General features: G+C 64.2%; 20 protein-coding genes. 17 read left to right on the forward strand and 3 right to left on the reverse strand.

Features of this window, described 5'->3' with window-relative positions; translation table 11 throughout:
* Positions 1 to 59 precede the first annotated feature (59 nt).
* The 8 genes from ABD704_RS09185 (at position 60) to ribH (ending at position 7,528) form a co-directional block, all read left to right on the forward strand.
* Entirely contained in the window at positions 60 to 1,721 is a 1,662-nt protein-coding gene (locus tag ABD704_RS09185; protein ID WP_344699381.1) for an NAD+ synthase, read from the forward strand.
* Positions 1,718 to 3,037: a glutamate--tRNA ligase gene (gltX, locus tag ABD704_RS09190; protein WP_344699382.1), complete on the forward strand. Its 1,320-nt coding sequence runs from the start codon at positions 1,718 to 1,720 to the stop codon at positions 3,035 to 3,037. Before ABD704_RS09185 ends, gltX begins: the two co-directional genes overlap by 4 nt.
* A 93-nt stretch (positions 3,038 to 3,130) precedes the next feature.
* Positions 3,131 to 3,805 carry a TonB family protein gene (locus ABD704_RS09195; protein ID WP_344699383.1) on the forward strand — a complete coding sequence of 225 codons (675 nt, stop codon included), beginning with the start codon at positions 3,131 to 3,133 and terminating at the stop codon, positions 3,803 to 3,805.
* Positions 3,806 to 3,856: 51 nt separating this feature from the next.
* A complete protein-coding gene (locus ABD704_RS09200) occupies positions 3,857 to 4,177 on the forward strand; it encodes a hypothetical protein (RefSeq protein ID WP_344699384.1) in 321 nt (106 codons plus the stop codon).
* Positions 4,174 to 5,151, forward strand: coding sequence for a bifunctional diaminohydroxyphosphoribosylaminopyrimidine deaminase/5-amino-6-(5-phosphoribosylamino)uracil reductase RibD (gene ribD / locus ABD704_RS09205; protein ID WP_344699385.1), 978 nt, complete (start codon positions 4,174 to 4,176; stop codon positions 5,149 to 5,151). Before ABD704_RS09200 ends, ribD begins: the two co-directional genes overlap by 4 nt.
* Before the next feature lie 9 nt (positions 5,152 to 5,160).
* Positions 5,161 to 5,769 carry a riboflavin synthase gene (locus tag ABD704_RS09210; RefSeq protein WP_344699386.1) on the forward strand — a complete coding sequence of 203 codons (609 nt, stop codon included), beginning with the start codon at positions 5,161 to 5,163 and terminating at the stop codon, positions 5,767 to 5,769.
* Positions 5,770 to 5,821: 52 nt separating this feature from the next.
* A complete protein-coding gene (gene ribB / locus ABD704_RS09215) occupies positions 5,822 to 7,105 on the forward strand; it encodes a 3,4-dihydroxy-2-butanone-4-phosphate synthase (RefSeq protein ID WP_344699387.1) in 1,284 nt (427 codons plus the stop codon).
* Positions 7,106 to 7,528 (forward strand): 6,7-dimethyl-8-ribityllumazine synthase, encoded by a 423-nt coding sequence (ribH, locus tag ABD704_RS09220; protein ID WP_344699388.1) that lies wholly within the window; start codon positions 7,106 to 7,108, stop codon positions 7,526 to 7,528.
* Here the strand turns inward: ribH and ABD704_RS09225 are convergent.
* The gene (locus ABD704_RS09225; protein WP_344699389.1) at positions 7,525 to 8,151 is read right to left on the reverse strand and encodes an SOUL family heme-binding protein; all 627 of its coding nucleotides are present in this window, start codon (positions 8,149 to 8,151) and stop codon (positions 7,525 to 7,527) included. The two genes, ribH and ABD704_RS09225, sit on opposite strands and share 4 nt — an antisense overlap.
* An 88-nt stretch (positions 8,152 to 8,239) precedes the next feature.
* Here ABD704_RS09225 and ABD704_RS09230 point away from each other — a divergent pair, with 88 nt between their 5' ends.
* The 5 genes from ABD704_RS09230 to ssb all read left to right on the forward strand — a co-directional run bounded on the left by ABD704_RS09230 (position 8,240) and on the right by ssb (position 12,508).
* On the forward strand, positions 8,240 to 9,133 hold the full coding sequence (locus ABD704_RS09230; protein ID WP_344699390.1) for a DMT family transporter: 894 nt from the start codon (positions 8,240 to 8,242) through the stop codon (positions 9,131 to 9,133).
* Between the two features lie 5 nt (positions 9,134 to 9,138).
* Positions 9,139 to 9,792, forward strand: a complete 654-nt coding sequence (locus tag ABD704_RS09235; RefSeq protein WP_344699391.1) for a COQ9 family protein — start codon at positions 9,139 to 9,141, stop codon at positions 9,790 to 9,792.
* A gap of 79 nt (positions 9,793 to 9,871) precedes the next feature.
* Positions 9,872 to 10,141, forward strand: coding sequence for a FeoA family protein (locus ABD704_RS09240; protein ID WP_344699392.1), 270 nt, complete (start codon positions 9,872 to 9,874; stop codon positions 10,139 to 10,141).
* The gene (gene feoB, locus ABD704_RS09245) at positions 10,138 to 11,985 is read left to right on the forward strand and encodes a ferrous iron transporter B (protein ID WP_344699393.1); all 1,848 of its coding nucleotides are present in this window, start codon (positions 10,138 to 10,140) and stop codon (positions 11,983 to 11,985) included. The genes ABD704_RS09240 and feoB overlap by 4 nt, the downstream gene beginning before the upstream one ends.
* A 28-nt stretch (positions 11,986 to 12,013) precedes the next feature.
* On the forward strand, positions 12,014 to 12,508 hold the full coding sequence (gene ssb / locus ABD704_RS09250; protein WP_344699394.1) for a single-stranded DNA-binding protein: 495 nt from the start codon (positions 12,014 to 12,016) through the stop codon (positions 12,506 to 12,508).
* On the opposite strand, the gene ABD704_RS09255 is transcribed toward ssb, so the two are convergent.
* Together ABD704_RS09255 and ABD704_RS09260 are read right to left on the reverse strand one after the other, a co-directional pair.
* Positions 12,505 to 13,032, reverse strand: a complete 528-nt coding sequence (locus tag ABD704_RS09255) for a YceD family protein (RefSeq protein ID WP_344699395.1) — start codon at positions 13,030 to 13,032, stop codon at positions 12,505 to 12,507. The genes ssb and ABD704_RS09255 overlap by 4 nt on opposite strands.
* A complete protein-coding gene (locus tag ABD704_RS09260) occupies positions 13,029 to 13,538 on the reverse strand; it encodes a ubiquinol-cytochrome C chaperone family protein (protein WP_344699396.1) in 510 nt (169 codons plus the stop codon). Before ABD704_RS09260 ends, ABD704_RS09255 begins: the two co-directional genes overlap by 4 nt.
* Positions 13,539 to 13,668: 130 nt before the next feature.
* On the opposite strand from ABD704_RS09260, the gene ABD704_RS09265 reads away from it, so the two are divergent.
* From ABD704_RS09265 to ABD704_RS09280, 4 genes are read left to right on the forward strand one after another with little or no spacing between them, the layout of a single operon-like run.
* Entirely contained in the window at positions 13,669 to 14,133 is a 465-nt protein-coding gene (locus tag ABD704_RS09265) for an outer membrane protein assembly factor BamE (protein ID WP_344699397.1), read from the forward strand.
* A gap of 55 nt (positions 14,134 to 14,188) precedes the next feature.
* A complete protein-coding gene (locus tag ABD704_RS09270; protein ID WP_344699399.1) occupies positions 14,189 to 14,956 on the forward strand; it encodes a tryptophan 2,3-dioxygenase in 768 nt (255 codons plus the stop codon).
* A 13-nt stretch (positions 14,957 to 14,969) separates the two neighbouring features.
* Entirely contained in the window at positions 14,970 to 16,124 is a 1,155-nt protein-coding gene (locus ABD704_RS09275; RefSeq protein ID WP_344699401.1) for a kynureninase/PvdN C-terminal domain-containing protein, read from the forward strand.
* 1 nt (position 16,125) lies between these two features.
* Positions 16,126 to 17,382, forward strand: coding sequence for a spinster family MFS transporter (locus ABD704_RS09280; RefSeq protein WP_344699402.1), 1,257 nt, complete (start codon positions 16,126 to 16,128; stop codon positions 17,380 to 17,382).
* Positions 17,383 to 17,454: the final 72 nt, after the last annotated feature.

Raw genomic sequence — 17,454 nt, forward strand, 5'->3', positions numbered from 1 at the left:
GCGAGCCCATTCGTTCTCGCAAAGGTTGCCCCGGCCCGCACCGTCGCTAAATCGCCTGCATGACCGATCGTTTGCGTATCGCCTTTGCCCAGATGAACCAACGTGTGGGGGATCTGGAGGGCAACGCGGCGGCGATGCTCGAGATGCGTCGAAGGGCGAAAGGGGCGGACCTGCTGCTTTGCCCGGAGCTGCAGGTGATCGGCTATCCGCCAGAGGATCTAGTGCTGAAGCCGGAATTCGTCCGGCGGACGCATGATTGCACCGACCAGCTAGTGGCGGCGACCGTCGAACCAGGACCCGCGATGTTGATTGGCACGATCGTCAACGAGGGCGGCTCTATATACAACGCGGTGGTGCTGGCCGACGGCGGTAAGGTGCTCGGCCGGACGCTCAAGCGTGAGCTGCCGAATTACGGCACCTTCGACGAGAAGCGCATTTTTTCGGCGGGTCCTCTCCCGGAACCCTTCGACTTCAAGGGCGTGAAGATAGGCGTGCCGATCTGCGAGGACATCTGGCAAGAGGTGGTCTGCGCGCACCTCGCGGAGGCTGGTGCCGAGATACTGCTGGTCCCGAACGGCAGCCCGTACGAGCTCGACAAGGACGACAAGCGCTATCAGCTGGTTCGCAGCCGCGCGCTGCAAACCGGCCTGCCGATCGCCTACATCAATCGAGTCGGCGGTCAGGACGAACTGGCGTTCGATGGGTCGTCCTTCATCGTCCATCCCGATGGCGAGCGTGTCGTGCAGATGCCCGACTGGGATGAAGCCCTGCTGATCACTGACTGGGTGCGCACCACCGACGGCTGGCGCTGTGAGACCCGCAGCGAGCATCAGCTCGATGCCTTTCCCGCCGATGTCTACCAAGCGATGGTCGTCGCCCTGCGCGACTATGTGGGGCGCAATGGCTTCCCCGGTGTGATCCTCGGTCTCTCCGGCGGCATCGACAGCGCGCTGTCGGCGGCAGTCGCGGTCGACGCGCTCGGAACCGACAAGGTGTGGGGCGTAATGCTTCCCTCAAAGTACACTAGCGACGAAAGTCTGGAGGACGCGCAGGAGTGCGCGCGCCTGCTAGGATGCCGTCATGACGTCATTCCCATCGTGCCCGGCGTCGATGCGCTCAACCAGATGCTTCCGGATCTCAAGGGCTTGGCAGCGGAGAACGTTCAGGCGCGGCTACGCATGGTGACGCTGATGGCGCTTTCGAACGCGCAGGGGCAGATGCTGCTGACCACCGGCAACAAGAGCGAGATGTCAGTCGGCTACGCCACCCTCTATGGCGACATGGCAGGCGGCTATTCGGTGCTGAAGGACGCCTACAAGACGACCGTTTTCGCCCTCTCGCGCTGGCGGAACGAGCACAAGCCGGAAGGTGCCCTTGGCCCCGACGGTCCGGTCATGCCGGAGCGAGTCATCACGAAACCGCCGACGGCCGAGCTCCGCCCCGGCCAGAAAGACGAAGACAGCCTGCCGCCTTACTCGGTGCTCGATCGCATCCTCGACGGCCTTGTCGATAGGGAGCTCTCGGTGAAGGAGGTCGCCGACGCGACCGGTGAGGACGCCGCTCTCGTCGCCAGTATCGAAACGATGATGTTGAGGGCCGAGTATAAGCGCCGCCAGGCGCCGCCAGGCGTAAAGATCGGAAACCGCAATTTCGGCCGAGACCGCCGCTACCCGATCAGCAACTTCTTCCACACCGGGCCGAGCGCGAAGGCGTCGCAATGACTGTCGTCACCCGCTTCGCCCCGTCGCCGACCGGTCGGCTTCACGTCGGGAACATCCGAACAGCGCTTCACAATTTCCTGTTCGCGCGAAAGCATGGCGGCTGCTTCATTCTGCGCATCGACGACACCGACCGGGAGCGGTCGACCGCCGAATTCGACCAGGCGGTCCGGGACGACCTTCAGTGGATGGGCCTCGATCCTGACCAGCTCGTCCGTCAGTCGGAGCGGTTCGATCTCTACGAGCGCGAGTTCGAGCGGCTGAAGTCTGCGGGCCGCGTCTACGCCTGCTACGAGACGACGGAAGAGCTCGACCTTCGGCGCAAGGTGCTGCTCGGGCGTGGCCTCCCGCCGGTCTACGAACGCAAGCCGGCCGACGCGCCGGTGCCTGAAGGGCGGGCGCCGCACTGGCGCTTCCGGCTCGATCATGAGGTGCCGATCGTCTGGCACGACCTCATTCGGGGTGAGCAACGGTTCGATCCCAAGTTGCTCAGCGATCCGGTCGTCCGGCGCGAAGACGGCAGCTGGCTCTATTTGTTGCCGAGCGTCATCGACGACGTCGACCTCGGCATCACGCACGTCGTGCGCGGCGAGGACCATGTCTCGAACAGCGCTGCGCAGATCCAGATGTTCGAAGCACTCGGCGCGAGCCCGCCAGAGTTCGCGCACGAGGCCTTGCTTGTTGCGGCCGAGGGCAAATTGTCGAAGCGGCTTGGGTCATATGGTGCCGAACATCTTCGGGCCGAGGGCGTAGAGCCGATGGCGATGCTCTCCGTGCTCGCCCGCATTGGCACGTCGCAGCCGGTTGAGCCGGTCGCCAGTCTCGACGCGCTTGCCGACAGCTTCGACTTCGCAACCTTCGGCCGCGCGCCTGCGCACTTCGACCCGCATGAGGTCGAACTCGTCAATGCGCGACTTCTGCACCAGCTCGACTATTCCGATGTCGCCGATCGGCTCCCCGAAGATGCCACGGAGGGGGACTGGCTGCTCCTGCGCCCGAATCTGCAAAAGTTGTCGGACTTCGACGAGTGGTTTGCCGTGCTTCACGGGGAAGTCGATCCGGCGGTGCTCAGCCACGAGGAGCGTCTCTTCATCCGCGACGCAGCGGCCGCGGCCGAAAAGCTGGACTGGGACGCCAACACTTGGCGGACCCTGACCGGCGAGCTGAAACAGTCGAGCGGGCGCAAAGGTCGCGACCTGTTTCACCCCTTGCGCCTTGCGCTCACCGGACGCGACAGCGGGCCGGAGATGGCCGGCTTGCTCGAAACGATGGGCAAGGACCGCGCGCTCCGTCGCCTCGAAGCCGCTGCCAAACGCTGATTCTGCCCCCACGCGCCGCATCAACAAGCCTCTTGCGGAACAAATGTAATGATGTAACATTCCTTACATCAGAGTCGCGTGAAGGAGGGTTGTATGCTCGCTTACGCCGCCGGCAGCAGGCGCATCGCCGCCCGCAGCTCCAACCCCAATCTCATGTTGATTGTGATCGGTGCGCACGTTGCCGCCGTCGCCATCCTGATGAGCGCCAAGATGGACCTGCCGATCCGACCCACCTTTCACGGAACCGATCTCATTTTCGTGCCGATAGAGAACGATCCTCCTCCAATCGATATCAAGCCGCAGGTGCCGCAACCGCCGCGGACAACGCTGTCCGTAATTTACAGGCCTCCGACCCAAGTCGATCTGGTCACGACGATAGGCCGGCAGGCCGAGACAGGGTCGGACCCCATCGACCTCGGGACGCTTGGTGGCACGGGAACCACCGTGATCCCGCACATCGATCCTATCATCCCGCCGAACTCGGTTCGCTCTGCCGCGCGCCTCTTGACGTCAGGTGCAGAGCTGAAGCCGCCCTATCCGCCAATGAAGCTTCTCAACGAGGAGGAAGGCGCGGTCACGGTCAAGCTGACGATCGACGACAACGGCCACGTCGTCGCCGTCGATCCAGTCGGGCGTGCCGATCCCGCTTTCCTTGCCTCGGCGCGCAAGCATGTGATGGCGCACTGGCGGTTCAAGCCGGCGAGCGAAGACGGACACGCGATTGCCTCGACCACCGTCGTGACGCTCCGCTTCGAGCTCAACGGCTAGTTTTAGTCCAGGGCTGGCGCCGGCCCCCCGCCAGCCCTATTTTCGTGAACGATGTCCTGGTTTCCCCGTCCGTCCGGCCCACGCGCCGCCTTTGCCGACCTTGCCGCCTTCCTGCGTCACCGCAGCCGGGAGCAGGTGATCGGCGGCATGCTCGCAGTCCTGGTGACGACGATCATCGTCATCGAGTTCGTGCTCGATGCGAAGATGGGCACGGCGCCGCCGCCGCAAGTCGTCTACGTCGAGCTTTTCCCGTCGAACCGCACGGACGCGCAGATCATCGCTGACCAGAAGAAGGACGCGGCGAAAAAGCGCGCCGCCGAGCTCGAGAAGCAACGGCAATACCAGAAGCTCGAGAAACAGCTCGGGATGTGAGCGCCGACAAGCGCTTCATGGCCGAAGCGCTGGCGCTCGCCGAAGCCGCGCGCGGGCAGAGCGCGCCCAATCCCAACGTCGGTTGCGTGATCGTATCGACAAACGGCCGCATCGTGGGGCGCGGCTCTACCGCCTCAGGCGGCAGGCCGCATGCTGAGGCTATCGCGCTTCAGCAGGCAGGCAAGAAGGCGGCCGGCTCGACGGTTTATGTGACGCTCGAACCCTGTGCGCACCAAAGCCCGCGCGGGCCGGCGTGCGCGGAGCTCCTGCGGGCAGCCAAGCCCGAACGTATTGTCATCGCGCTTAAGGACCCCGACCCGCGCACCAGCGGCAAAGGCATCAAGCGGCTACGTGCAGCAGGTATCGAAGTTCAACTTGGCCTTGACCGTGACGCGGCAAGACGCTCCCTCGCTGGTTGGCTGACGCGATCGAAGCTTGGCCGCCCCCGCGTGACGCTCAAGCTGGCGCTGTCGATCGACGGAAAGATCGCGCTGCCGTCAGGGGAGAGCAAATGGATCACCGGGGAGGATGCCCGGCGCCACGTCCATTTGGAACGCGCGCACTCGGACATGATCCTCGTCGGGCGCGGGACCTACCTGGCCGATCAGCCGCGGCTCGACGTGAGGCTCCCCGGTCTTGAGGAGCGCTCGCCTCGGCGCGCGCTCCTCACTCATGGAGAAGCGGTCGATGGCTGGGAAATCCTTACTGATCCGCAAGATGTATATCGACTTCATGACGTCAACGAGCTGCTGGTCGAGGGCGGGTCGGCGACCGCGACGGCGTTTCTGGCCGAAGATTTGGTTGACCGCATTCTCATCTATCGCGCGCCGATCATCGTCGGCGAAGGCAAGTCATCGTTCGGCTATGTCGGCCTCGACGCGATCGGCGACGCGCATGGCCGCTGGCGGTTTGTCGACGACCACCATCTCGGCGTCGACCGCCTCGAAGTTTACGAGCGGGTCCGCGAAGGCTAGGCGCGGCGCATGTTCACCGGGATCGTCACCGACGTCGGCACCGTCCGAAAGGCCGAGCAGCGCGGCGACCTGCGGCTGGAGATTGAGACCGGTTATGATCTTGGAACGGTCGATCTGGGCGCCTCGATCGCCTGTTCTGGTGTCTGCCTGACGGTCGTCGATAAGGGCGAGGACTGGTTCGCGGTCGACGTTTCGGGGGAAACCTTGTCGCGGACCGCCAAGGACATATGGCGCGAAGGCGCGAAGCTGAATCTGGAGCGATCTCTACGCCTTGGCGATGAACTGGGCGGACACATTGTCACCGGGCACGTCGATGCGGTTGCTGAGGTCGTTGACGTCTGTCCCGAGGGCGACTCGGTAAAGGTCGGCATCTCGGTGCCTCGCCAACTCGGTCCGATGATTGCGGCGAAAGGGTCGATTTCGATCGACGGTGTGTCACTGACCGTCAACGAGGTTCGCGATGCGGAGGACGGAGGCACGCATTTCTCGGTGAACATCATTCCCCATACGGCGCAGCAGACGACGCTCGCTCGGTTGGCCGTGGGGCGACAGCTTAATGTCGAGATTGACGTGCTTGCCCGCTACATTGACCGGATGCTGTCCGCTCGCGCACAGTAGGAACACATTTGTTCCTCCTTTCGATCACATCATAATGTGATATGGAGTGCTTATGAGCACCAATCTGATCGAGCAGCTCGAAGCGATCATCGCCACGGGCGAAGTCAGCCGCGCCGGCCTCGCCCGCGCCGCCGGCCTTCATCCCAATAGCCTGCGCAAGGTCGGGCAGGCAGACTGGAATCCGACGGCCGATACGCTGACGCGGCTCGAAAAGCTGATCCAGCGCGGGAACACCGAAGTTCTGGTCGGTACCGAGGCGATTATCGATGAGGCCCGCAACGGCCGCATGTTTATCCTCGTCGACGACGAAGGCCGCGAGAATGAGGGCGACCTTGTCATCCCCGCGCAGATGGCGACGCCCGACGCCGTCAACTTCATGGCACGCCACGGGCGCGGGCTTATCTGCCTCGCCCTTACCAAAGATCGCGCCGATCAACTTGGCCTGGAGCCGATGACGCGCACCAACCGTAGCCGCAACGAGACGGCCTTCACCGTTTCGATCGAGGCGCGCGAGGGCATCTCCACCGGCATCAGCGCCGCCGACCGCGCCCGCACCATCGCCGTCGCCATCGATGCAGCGCATGGGCCGGACGCCATCGTTTCCCCCGGCCACGTGTTCCCGCTCGTCGCCAAGCCCGGCGGCGTGCTGGTTCGTGCCGGGCACACTGAGGCAGCGGTCGATGTGTCGCGCCTGGCCGGCCTCAATTCCAGCGGCGTGATTTGCGAGATCATGCGCGAGGATGGGACTATGGCCCGCCTCGAAGACCTGATGGAATTCGCGCGGACGCACCGCCTCAAGATCGGCACGATCCGCGACCTCATCGCCTACCGCCTCAAGAAGGATCATCTCGTCGAGCGCGTCTCGACGGCCAATTTCAAGGCGAGCAGCGGCGCCGAATGGCAGGCGCAGGTCTTCCGCGACAAGTCGAGCGGCGAAGAGCAACTCGCCCTCGTTCACGGCGCGATCGATTCCTCGCAGCCGGTGATGGTGCGCATGCACAGCCTCGACCTCTTCTCCGACGTGCTCGAAGAGGCAACGCCGCGTTCGGGACTGCTTCAGGCGGCGATGCGCATGATTGAAGAGGAAGGCTCGGGCGTGCTCGTTACCCTCCACGCTGCGGCACCCGGATCGCTGTCGCGCTCCATTGACCTTCGCGCCGGCAAACCCGCCGAAGCGGGAGACGCGGTTCGCGGTTACGGCACGGGGGCGCAGATCCTTGCCGCGCTCGGTGTTCACGACATGATCCTGCTGACCAACACACACCATTCGCCGATCGCGCTTGGCGGCTACGGTCTGGCCATCGTCGAGGAACGTCGCATCAAGGCGGCCGCGTAGATGTCGACGATCCTGATCGCTGAGGCGCGCTTCTACCCGCACCTGAACGACATGCTGCTTGAGGGCGCTCGCGCAGCCATCGAAGCCGCGGGCCACAAGCATGAGACGCTAACGGTCCCCGGTGCGCTCGAACTCCCCGGCGCAATCGCGCTTGCGGCTCGCAGTGGCCGCTTCTGCGCTTTTGTCGCGCTCGGCGTCGTGATCCGGGGCGAGACCTATCATTTTGAGGCCGTCTCGAACGAAAGCGCACGCGGTCTGATGGACCTGACGCTGCAGGGCTTCGCAATCGGCAACGGCATCCTCACCGTCGAGAACGAAGAGCAGGCCCGGGTGCGCGCCGATCCGCGGCTCGGTAACAAGGGCGGCGGCGCCGCGGAGGCCGCCCTGTCGCTCTTCCAGCTTCGCGAGAAATACGCGCCTTAATTCAGTGGGAGCAGGACTTCGTTGCGCCGTAACGGCGGCGGAATCATCGGCGAGTTGTAGAAGGCATATTCAGGCGTCGTCGCGGTATGATGTCCACGTCGCGCAAGCCAGCCACGCAACCGGTGCTCGGCGTCGTCGAGCTTCTCGTTGCTGGCCACGCCCGAGAATTTGACGGCGGCAATTTTCCGCGGCCCCACTTCAACGAGCGACACGTCTTCCGGGGGCTCGGGCAGGTCGGCCTTCGTGCGGCCTTCCGGCATGACGAAGCGAACGCGCCACGCTCCTTCGAGGCCGTCATCGAAAACGGGCGGCTCACTTGCCATCGGATCGCCGCCGTCCTGCACGACGGGCACCGTCATCGGCAGCTCCTCGCCATCGCGCGACTTGGCGAAAATATAGTCAGCGAGGATCCGGAAACCTTGGTTCAACGCGTCCTTCCGCGGACCTTGAACGACAGTTTCGGCCACGACGATGTCCGGATAAGCCCGGAGCTCAAACTCGCCGTCGCTTTCAAGCGTCCGATATTCGGGGCCCGGCGTCGCCTTCTCCCGAAAATAATAGATCAACGCGCCGCCAAGTGCCGCCACTCCGACAGCCGCGCCCGCAATTGCACTCTTCCGCATATCTCGCCTCCGGCGATCAAACCGGCGACCTAACAGGCTGTTCCCACGCCACGCTCGACTCGGCGGGCCCGTCCGCTAAGGCGCCGAGGTGACCGAACCCGACCGGCATCGTTTCGCCTTTCTTGCCGTCCTTGTCGGCAGCAGCGCACTCGCGTTCGGGCCTTGGCTCGTCCGCTTGTCGGAGGTTGGACCGGTGGCAGCCGGCTTCTGGCGCCTGGCGCTGGCGTTGCCCTTCCTCTTCGTCATCGCAGCGGTGACCGGGCAAGCCGTCCACTGGCCGGGACGAAAACTCGCGGTTCTTGTCGCCTTCGCTGCCTTCTTCTTTGCAGCCGACCTCGCCGCCTGGCACGCGGGCATCCACATGACGAAGCTCGGCAACGCGACCTTGTTCGGCAATGTGTCCAGCTTCGCCTTTGCAGCCTGGGGCCTGTGGCTGGCGCGCCGGATGCCGTCGCCGCTGCAAGCCGGCGCGCTCGGCCTCGCCGCACTGGGAGCAGCCTTGCTGATGGGAAGCAGCTTCGAGCTCTCCCCGCGCAATTTTGCCGGCGACCTGCTGTGTCTGTTCGCCGGCATTCTCTATGCGGGCTATCTCATCGCCGTTCAGCAGGGCCGTGGCTCACTGAAGCCGATGCCCTTGTTGTTTCTGTCCAGCCTCTTCGGCGCCGCGATGCTTCTTCCCGTCTCTTTGCTGCTCGGCGAACAGATCATTCCGCACGACTGGACCTACGTTTTCCTACTCGCGCTCGGCAGCCAGGTCCTCGGACAGGGGCTGCTCGTTTACGGAATCGGGCACGTACCGCCGCTCGCCGTCGGGCTCGTGTTGCTTACGCAGCCCGCGATCTCGGCGTTGGTCGGATGGTTCGCTTATGGCGAGAAGCTCCGCCCGCTCGACTGGGTCGGGGCGTTTGCGATCGGCGCGGCCTTGGTGCTCGTGCGTTTGCCGGAGCGGGGGTTGCGAACGCTGGAAGAGCAGCCCAGTTGAGCGCCATGGACAGCCCAAGCCCTCTAGAGAAACTGCGCCGCCAGCTCGCACTCGCGGTCGGTGAAAATGCCGTGTTCGACGGCTGGACGCAGGCCGCTGTCGACTCGGCTGCGCGGCAGCTAGGGATCGATCCGGTTCAGGCGCGCCTCGCGGTGCCAAAGGGCCACGCCGAGATGATCGACCTCTACATCCAGGAGGTCGATCGCGCGCTCGAAGCCTGGTTCACGCCCAAGCGTCTCGCCGGAATGAAAATTCGCGAAAAGATCCGTTCGCTTATCTGGCACCGGCTGGAAATCCAGGGACCGGCCCGCGAAGCGTTGCGGCGCGCGCTTGCCATCCTCGCCATGCCGCAGAACCTGCCGCTCGGCCTGCGCATCGGTTGGCGCACCGCCGACACCATGTGGCGCATCGCCGGCGACACCAGCACCGATTTCAACCACTACACGAAGCGGATGACGCTCGGTGCCGTCTATGCCTCGACATTGCTGGTCTGGCTCGACGACCAGACGGAAGGATGGACTGACACCGCCGCCTTTCTCGACCGGCGCATCGACGATGTGATGAAGATTGAGAAGATGAAGGCCGAATGGCGCGGTTCTTCCGAGCAGCGACTGAGCCTCTCGCGGTTCCTCGGCAGGCTGCGCTACCCGCCTAGGTAGAGTTACGCATGCTGCGCCTGCGCAAAAAATGCCACGGTGACTGGAATCGCTAGGCAGTTAATGATAATCAGTCGCAAGAATGAACGCGCCATTTCAGCCTGAGATGATCAGCCTCGACCAACTGAAGGTTGGGACCAAAGCGCGCGTCGCCTCGATTGAGTGGGAACGGCTGGAGGAAGGCGAAGCTTGCCGCCTTCAGAATTTCGGCTTCGATGAAGGCGTCGCGGTTGAGCCAATGCATCTCGGCCCGTTCGGCCGCGACCCGATTGCGATTCGCGTCGGGCGCATGACAGTCGCGATCCGGCGAAAGCACGCCGTCGCCATCCGCGTCGTCCCGCTCGGCAGGTGAACCCGCTTCCACTCGTTGCTGTCGCCGGCAATCCCAATGCCGGCAAGAGCGCGCTGTTCAACGCGCTCACCGGTGCGCGCCAAAAGGTCGGAAATTATCCCGGCGTCACCGTCGAGCGGAAATCCGGTCGTCTCACGCTTGCGGATGGTCGCCCCGTGGAGATGGTCGACCTTCCCGGGTCGTACAGCCTTGATCCTGCAAGCCCCGACGAAGCGGTCACCCGTGACGTTCTTCTGGGAAGGCAAAAAGGTGAGCGCCAGCCGGACGCTCTGGTCATCGTCCTCGACGCGTCCAATCTCGACAACCACCTCCGGTTCGCTCTCCAACTGCTCGAGCTTGGGCTGCCGACCATCGTTGCGCTCAACATGGTCGACCTCGCCCGGCGCGACGGACTCGAACTGGATCCACAGCGCTTGTCGGCTGAACTGGGCGTTCCCGTAATTGAGACCGTTGCCGTGCGGCGCCGCGGCATTGCCGAGCTGCAGATGGCGCTGGACGATATGCTTTCCGCGCCGTTCTGCGGCGTGCAGCCACCGGCAAAGAGTGACCTGATCCACCTGCAGCGCCGCGCCCGCGAAATCGCCACGGCTGCGGTGGTTAGTGAAACACCTGTCCGCCGCTGGACGCATCGTCTCGACGCCGTGCTCCTCCATCCGATAGCGGGCCCCGTCATCCTCGCGCTCATCATGTTCGTCATGTTCCAGGCCGTGTTCGCCTGGAGTCAGACGCCGGTGTCGTGGATCGAGGACGCTGTGAGCTGGCTGTCGGTGCAAGCGACCGCCGTGCTCCCGGGCGGCCTGCTACGATCATTGGTTGTCGACGGCGCGATCGCCGGCGTCGGCGCGGTGGTGACGTTCCTGCCGCAGATCCTCATCCTGTTCCTGTTCATCCTCCTTCTCGAAGGCACCGGGTACATGGTCCGCGCCGCCTTCCTGATGGACAAGCTGATGCATGGCGTCGGCCTCTCCGGGCGCGCCTTCATTCCGCTTCTGTCGAGCTTCGCCTGCGCCGTTCCCGGCATCATGGCGACCCGCACCATCGACGATCCCAAGGACCGCTTGACCACGATCCTTGTGGCGCCGCTGATGACCTGCTCGGCGCGGCTGCCGGTCTACACGCTGATCATCGCGGCCTTCATCCCGAACACCCGCGTGGCCTGGGGTGTCGGGCTGCAGGGGCTGGTGATGTTTGGCCTCTACATCGCCGGGATCGCCGGGGCGCTGATCGCCGCGCTCGTGCTCCGCCGCGGCGTCCTCAAGGGCAGCGGCAGCGGCTTCATGATGGAGCTTCCGAAATATCAGTGGCCGCCGCTCAAGGACGTGCTGATCGGCCTGCTCACCCGTGCGCAAATCTTCCTCAAGCGGGCCGGAACGATCATCCTCGGCACCACCATCATCCTGTGGGCGCTTGCCAGCATCCCGCAGGCGGGACCCGGCCAAAGGCAGAGCGATGTCTCGATCGCCGGTAAGATCGGCGCGGGCATTGAAGTGCTGGTGAAGCCCATCGGCTTCAACCGCGACATCAGCATGGCGCTGCTTCCCGCGATGGCGGCGCGCGAGGTGGCGGTGAGCTCGATTGCGACCGTCTATTCGATAGACTCGGCCGACGACGGCGCCGGCGCGCAGAAGCTCGAGCAGCGTCTCCAGCATCGCTGGTCGCTGGCCACTGCGCTCGCCTTCCTCGCCTGGTTCGTTTTCGCGCCCCAGTGCATCTCCACGATCGCCGTCACTCGCCGGGAGACTAACGGATGGAAGTGGCCGATCTTCATGGTCTCGTACCTTTTTGTCCTTGCTTATTGCGCAGCTGGACTGACCTACTGGACGGCGGTCGCGCTGGGTCTATAGCTGTCCCTCAAGCAAGGGAGAGACTGAGATGGCGGGCGTGAACAAGGTGATCCTGGTCGGCAATCTGGGAGCGGATCCGGAATCGCGTTCGCTCAACAACGGCGGCGAGGTCGTGAACATGCGAATCGCCACGTCCGAAAGCTGGAAGGACCGCGACGGCAACCGCCAGGAACGGACCGAATGGCACAATGTCGTGATCTTCAACGAAAACCTTGGGCGGGTCGCGAAGAGCTACTTGCGCAAAGGGTCGAAGGTCTATCTCGAAGGCCAGCTGCAGACGCGGAAGTGGCAGGACCAATCGGGCAACGACAAGTACACGACCGAGATCGTCCTTCAGCGCTTCCGCGGTGAACTCGTCCTACTCGACAGCCGTGACGGCGGCGGTGGTGGCGGTGGCCGCGGCGCGTTCAGCGAAGACTTTGGTGGCGGCGACGATTTCGGGGGCGGCGCACCGCCGAGGCAGCAGTCGCGGCCGCAGCCGGCGGCGTTCGACACCGACCTGGACGACGACGTCCCGTTCTAAGTCTCGTTGCTGTCGGTCCGCTTGAGCGCAGCGAGTGCCGCGAACGGGCCTGCCTCGGTCTCATTCATAACGCCCGCTTCCTTGAGCGCCGCCTCGGCGCCCGCGCTGCGCGGGTAGGGATCGAGACTAAGCGCGAGCGTATCGCCGACGGCCGTGCCGAGATCGATCATCGCTCCATCGTAGAAGACAACGTCGCAGTCGGACGCGCCAAGCTCGATCTCCTCGTCCGGGCTGCCAACCACGGGCTCCCGCGTGAAGATCAGGTCGAACGGCTCGTCCACGGCGGCTGGGACCGGGTCGCCGGTTACGACGCAAGCCTGCTCCAACGAGGCCATCAGACGGCCCGACGCGCGAACTGCTTCGCCCTGCCGCGTCAGCGTCACGTGCGCTTCCAGCCGATCAATGCCGCCAAGGCCAAGCCGCTGCGCGATGGCGTGACGCTCGGCGTCGTCGGCGATCAGCTCGAGCCGCTCACCGTCCCGGATCTGATCGAGGCGTAGCTGATGGGCGAAGCCGTCCGTCATTGAAGCTTGCCCTCCTCGAGTGCCTTGAGATCGGCCCCTCGGAGGCCGGCCCACAACGTTCGTAGCGCGTTTTCTGAGTGACGGATCGCCTCGGCGGACGGATTATCTCTGTAGAGGCTCGAGCGAGTCGCCTCACACCAATCAGCTTGGCCGACCGTCTCGCGCCACAACGCCGTGCGACGAGCAAGCGAACCCACGAGCTTCCGCACCGTCTTGCCCAATGTCGGATCGCCGAGCCCCAGCTCGCGATGCTCTGCTTCCATCACCTCGATGAAGCGCTCGGTCAGTGCAACCGACGCCGAGTTGCCCGCCTCATCGAATTGCTCCAGCCTCAGCAGAACGAGCGCGGTGATCGTGCTCAGCACGGCGAATCGCCCGTCGAGCGTGTCGGGCAAGCCGCCTTCGACATACCAATGCGGTTGGCGCGTCCGCGCGGTGATCGCGTCGAACAGTGCGGGGCCGGCGGCATTCTCGGCCGTTAATCTGCGGAACAGGGAGCCGAGCATAGGTCCTTCTTTGGGCGCTAAAGCTTGCGCCCTTGCTTGTCGCCAGCATATTGAGGCCGGCGAGCGGCGAGGCAAGCCCGGCTCACGGATTCGCGCACATAGGCGCGTCCTCATGGAGAGGTCTTACGGAATGAAGGTTGTTGTTCGGACAGTTTTGATCGCGGCTGCGCTGCCGGCGCTTCTCGCGGGCTGCGCCACCAACCAGGTTCACAAAGGGACCGTCATCGACCGTCGGCTGGTCGGCGCGATTCAGCCCGGCGTCGATAACAAGGATTCGGTTGAGAAGCTGCTTGGCCGGCCCAGTTTTGACGGCGCCTTCACGTCGAACGACTGGTATTATGTGTCGCGCGATACCAACCAGCTCGGCTTCGCAAATCCGCGGGTCCGCAAGACGACGGTGCTGCACGTGACCTTCGACGCGAAGGGCAATGTCACGTCGGTTAATGAAACTGGCCGCGAGCTGGTGATGAACGTCAACCCGACAAAGCGAAACACGCCGACGCTCGGTCGGCAGAAGAGCTTCTTCGAGGAGCTGTTCGGCAACATTGGTTCCGTCGGTTCGGGCGGCATCGGGGGCAGCGGCACCAAGCCCTAAGCGCACTTTCTCGCGCGCTTTGTCTTGAGCTTTGGTTTGCCGTAACGGTCTCTGCATGACCGCGACGCCCGCCGGCATGACCTATGCCGACTACCTCAAGCTCGACCCGCTTCTGTCGGCGCAGCAGCCTCTGTCGACCCTCCACGACGAAATGCTGTTCATCGTCATCCACCAGACGATGGAGCTGTGGATGAAGGAGCTTCTTCACGAGCTCCGCTTCGCCGTTTCGCTGGTGCAGGAAGATCGCTTTGCCGAAGCCTATAAGGCGATGGCGAGGATTAGCCGCATCCAGGCGGTGATGACACTGTCGTGGGACGTCCTCTCGACACTGACACCCGTCGACTATCTCAAGTTTCGCAACGTACTCGGCACCTCGTCCGGGTTCCAGTCGGCGCAGTTTCGGGAGATCGAGTTTCGGCTCGGCCTCAAGGAGCCGAACTTCATCAATCATTATGACAAGGACAGCGCTGAGCGCGCGGCACTTGAAGCGGCCTTGTCCGAGCCGAGCCTGCGCGAGGCGTCGCTCGGCGCGCTGGAACGGGCCGGCTTCGACCTGGGCGACCGCTCGGCGGAAGCGATCGCGAAGGCGTGGCTCGAGATCTACCGCGATGCCGATCGTTGGTTCGAGCTCTACGAGCTTGCGGAGAAGCTGGTGGACATCGACGACGCGCTCGCATCCTGGCGTCACAAGCACGTACTTACAGTCGAGCGGATCATCGGCAACAAGGCGGGCACGGGCGGCTCCGCTGGCGCCCCCTATCTTCGCGCGACTCTCGAAAAGCGCGTCTTCCCGGAGCTGTGGTCGCTGAGGACCGCTCTTTGAGCTTCAAGCCCCAGTGAGCTTCAAACCTCTCTTCTCGCGAAGCCTGTCGGCCGATCCCGATCGGCTGCACTTCGCAGCGCACAGCCATCACCTTTGGCCCGACGCCAGTTTCGAAGGACAGATGCAGGCGTGGAATGACGCCGCGCGCCTTGCAGACCGCAAGTGGGACAAGGTCATGGGCGAGGTTTGGCCCGAGGCGCAGGGCGAGGTCACTTCGGAACTCGGTACGGGCATGCCGGACGCCGTCGTCTTCGCGCCGAACACACACGAACTCCTGGTGCGACTTTTCGCCGCGGCGTCCGGAAGTTGGCCGATCCGCGTGCTGACCAGCGACGGGGAGTTCCACAGCGCGCGCCGCCAATTCGCCCGCTGGGAAGAGGCCGGCGCGGCGCAGATCGACCGCGTCCCGGTCGAGCCGTTCGACACTTTCTCGGACCGCTTCCTAAAGGCTGCGAAGTCAGGCGACCACGGCTTCATCTTCGTCAGCCAGGTGCTTTTCAACAGCGGCCGCATGTTTGATCGGGTCGAGGAACTTGCCGCGCTCGGTAAGCCGGATGGACCGTGGGTCGTGATCGACGGCTATCACGCCTTCATGGCGAGCGACCGGCCCTTCGGCGAACGCGCGGCGCAAACCGCATTCTACGTTGGCGGCGGATATAAATATGCGATGTCGGGCGAAGGCTGTGCCTTCCTGCACGCGCCCCCCGGCTTCGGCGAGCGCCCGCGCATTACCGGTTGGTATGCGGAGTTCGAGGATTTGACCCTTCCGCCCGGTGCCGTTGGCTACGCCAAGGATGCGATGCGCTTCATGGGCGCGACCTTCGACCCCAGCGCCCTGTACCGGTTCACCGCCGTCCGCCGCATGCTCCGCGAAAATGGACTGACGACCGACCGCATCAGCGCTTTCGTCGCAGCTTTGCAGCAGCAGCTGCTCGGCTCGATCGGGAACTCGCCGCTGTCCGGCGCCGAACTGCTGAATCCGCTCGACGGCGGTCCACACGCGCGTTTCCTCGCTTTCCGCAGCCCGAATGCGCAGCGCTGGCACGAGCAGTTGAAGGCCCGCAACGTCATCACCGATGTCCGCGGGGAAGTCCTCCGGATCGGGTTCGGCATTTATCAGGACGAGGCAGATGTGGACCGCCTCGCCGGGGTTCTGGGAGCGCTGTAGAATGCCGGAAACTGCCGCGACGCCGAACCGCAGCCGCGGGTTGCTGATGACCTTCCTCATCATCGCTTACACGCTCAACTTCATCGACCGGCAGATCGCGGGCATCCTCGCCGAGCCGATCAAGAACGACCTACACCTGACGGATAAGCAGCTCGGCCTTCTGGGCGGAACCGCGTTCGCGCTATTCTACACCGTCCTCGCCATTCCGATCGCACGCATTGCCGACCGCAGCGACCGGAGCGTCGTGCTGACCATCGGCCTTGCCTTGTGGAGCGTGGCCACGGCGGTGTGCGGCTTCGCTCAGGGTTTCGTGCAGCTGTTCGTGGCGCGCATGGCGGTGGGGGTTGGCGAGGCAGCAGGTGTCGCTCCGGCCTACTCGCTGCTTACCGACCAATACCCGATCGAACGGCGGGCGCGCGCGATGGCGCTGTTCTCGCTCGGAATCCCGCTCGGGAGCGCGCTCGGCGTCATTTTCGGCGGACTGATCGCGGCCAAGGTCGACTGGCGGATGGCGTTCATCGTGCTTGGCATCGCGGGGCTGTTATTCGCGCCGCTGTACAAGTGGGGCGTGCGCGACCCTGGCCATCGGCATCGCGAAACCGCGGCGTCTGTTGGGGAAGTGTTCGCCCTGATCTCGCGCAAGCCGACCTTCTGGCTGATGAGCTTTGCGGCAGGAATCGGCTCGCTCATTTCCTATGGCCTTGCGTTCTGGATCCCGTCGTTCATGGCGCGCAGCTTCCAGCTCGAGCTGGTCGACCGCTCGCTCATCTACGGCACCATCGTGCTCGTCGGCGGAGTCGCCGGTGTCTGGCTCGGCGGTGTCGTTGGCGACCGACTGAAGCAGGCGCGCCCGGCGGCCTATGCCCTCGTTCCGACCGTTACCTACGCGCTCTGTCTGCCGGCCTTCCTGCTGGCTTTCTCGAGCAATTCGATCGCTGCCACGGCGCTGCTGTTCATCATTCCGACCGCGCTCAGCCTCGCCTGGCTCGGCCCCGTCATCGGCGCGATCAACAGCCTAGTACCGGCGCACATGCGGGCGACGGCGTCTGCGATGTTCCTGTTCATCAACAACCTCATCGGGCTCGGCCTCGGGACCTTCGTCATCGGTACGATTTCTGATGCGCTGAAGGGGCAGTTTGGCGATGAGGCGCTGCGCTATTCGGCCATGACGACCACCTTGCTGTACGTTTTGTCTTCACTTCTAATGGGCCTCGCGGCACTGCGTCTGCCACGCGACATTGAGAAGCCAACTAGCTGAACGATAAAGAAATTTGAGGTTCAGCCTAGTGCGCTAAAGCGCCAGTTCCATCCGTTTAGGTGTTGGAACGGT

This window comes from Sphingomonas limnosediminicola, from assembly GCF_039537965.1.
In the GTDB taxonomy this organism is placed as follows: domain Bacteria; phylum Pseudomonadota; class Alphaproteobacteria; order Sphingomonadales; family Sphingomonadaceae; genus Sphingomicrobium; species Sphingomicrobium limnosediminicola.

Excerpts from the sequence above, each read along its gene's own strand:
- ABD704_RS09210 (WP_344699386.1), top strand. The coding sequence starts at position 5,161 with ATGTTCACCGGGATCGTCACCGACGTCGGCACCGTCCGAAAGGCCGAG.
- ABD704_RS09200 (WP_344699384.1), top strand. The coding sequence starts at position 3,857 with ATGTCCTGGTTTCCCCGTCCGTCCGGCCCACGCGCCGCCTTTGCCGAC.
- ABD704_RS09280 (WP_344699402.1), top strand. The coding sequence starts at position 16,126 with ATGCCGGAAACTGCCGCGACGCCGAACCGCAGCCGCGGGTTGCTGATG.
- ABD704_RS09255 (WP_344699395.1), bottom strand. The coding sequence starts at position 13,032 with ATGACGGACGGCTTCGCCCATCAGCTACGCCTCGATCAGATCCGGGAC.
- ABD704_RS09235 (WP_344699391.1), top strand. The coding sequence starts at position 9,139 with ATGGACAGCCCAAGCCCTCTAGAGAAACTGCGCCGCCAGCTCGCACTC.
- ribH (WP_344699388.1), top strand. The coding sequence starts at position 7,106 with ATGTCGACGATCCTGATCGCTGAGGCGCGCTTCTACCCGCACCTGAAC.
- gltX (WP_344699382.1), top strand. The coding sequence starts at position 1,718 with ATGACTGTCGTCACCCGCTTCGCCCCGTCGCCGACCGGTCGGCTTCAC.
- ABD704_RS09195 (WP_344699383.1), top strand. The coding sequence starts at position 3,131 with ATGCTCGCTTACGCCGCCGGCAGCAGGCGCATCGCCGCCCGCAGCTCC.
- ABD704_RS09265 (WP_344699397.1), top strand. The coding sequence starts at position 13,669 with ATGAAGGTTGTTGTTCGGACAGTTTTGATCGCGGCTGCGCTGCCGGCG.
- ABD704_RS09225 (WP_344699389.1), bottom strand. The coding sequence starts at position 8,151 with ATGCGGAAGAGTGCAATTGCGGGCGCGGCTGTCGGAGTGGCGGCACTT.
- ABD704_RS09240 (WP_344699392.1), top strand. The coding sequence starts at position 9,872 with ATGAACGCGCCATTTCAGCCTGAGATGATCAGCCTCGACCAACTGAAG.
- ABD704_RS09185 (WP_344699381.1), top strand. The coding sequence starts at position 60 with ATGACCGATCGTTTGCGTATCGCCTTTGCCCAGATGAACCAACGTGTG.
- ABD704_RS09260 (WP_344699396.1), bottom strand. The coding sequence starts at position 13,538 with ATGCTCGGCTCCCTGTTCCGCAGATTAACGGCCGAGAATGCCGCCGGC.
- ABD704_RS09270 (WP_344699399.1), top strand. The coding sequence starts at position 14,189 with ATGACCGCGACGCCCGCCGGCATGACCTATGCCGACTACCTCAAGCTC.
- ssb (WP_344699394.1), top strand. The coding sequence starts at position 12,014 with ATGGCGGGCGTGAACAAGGTGATCCTGGTCGGCAATCTGGGAGCGGAT.
- ribB (WP_344699387.1), top strand. The coding sequence starts at position 5,822 with ATGAGCACCAATCTGATCGAGCAGCTCGAAGCGATCATCGCCACGGGC.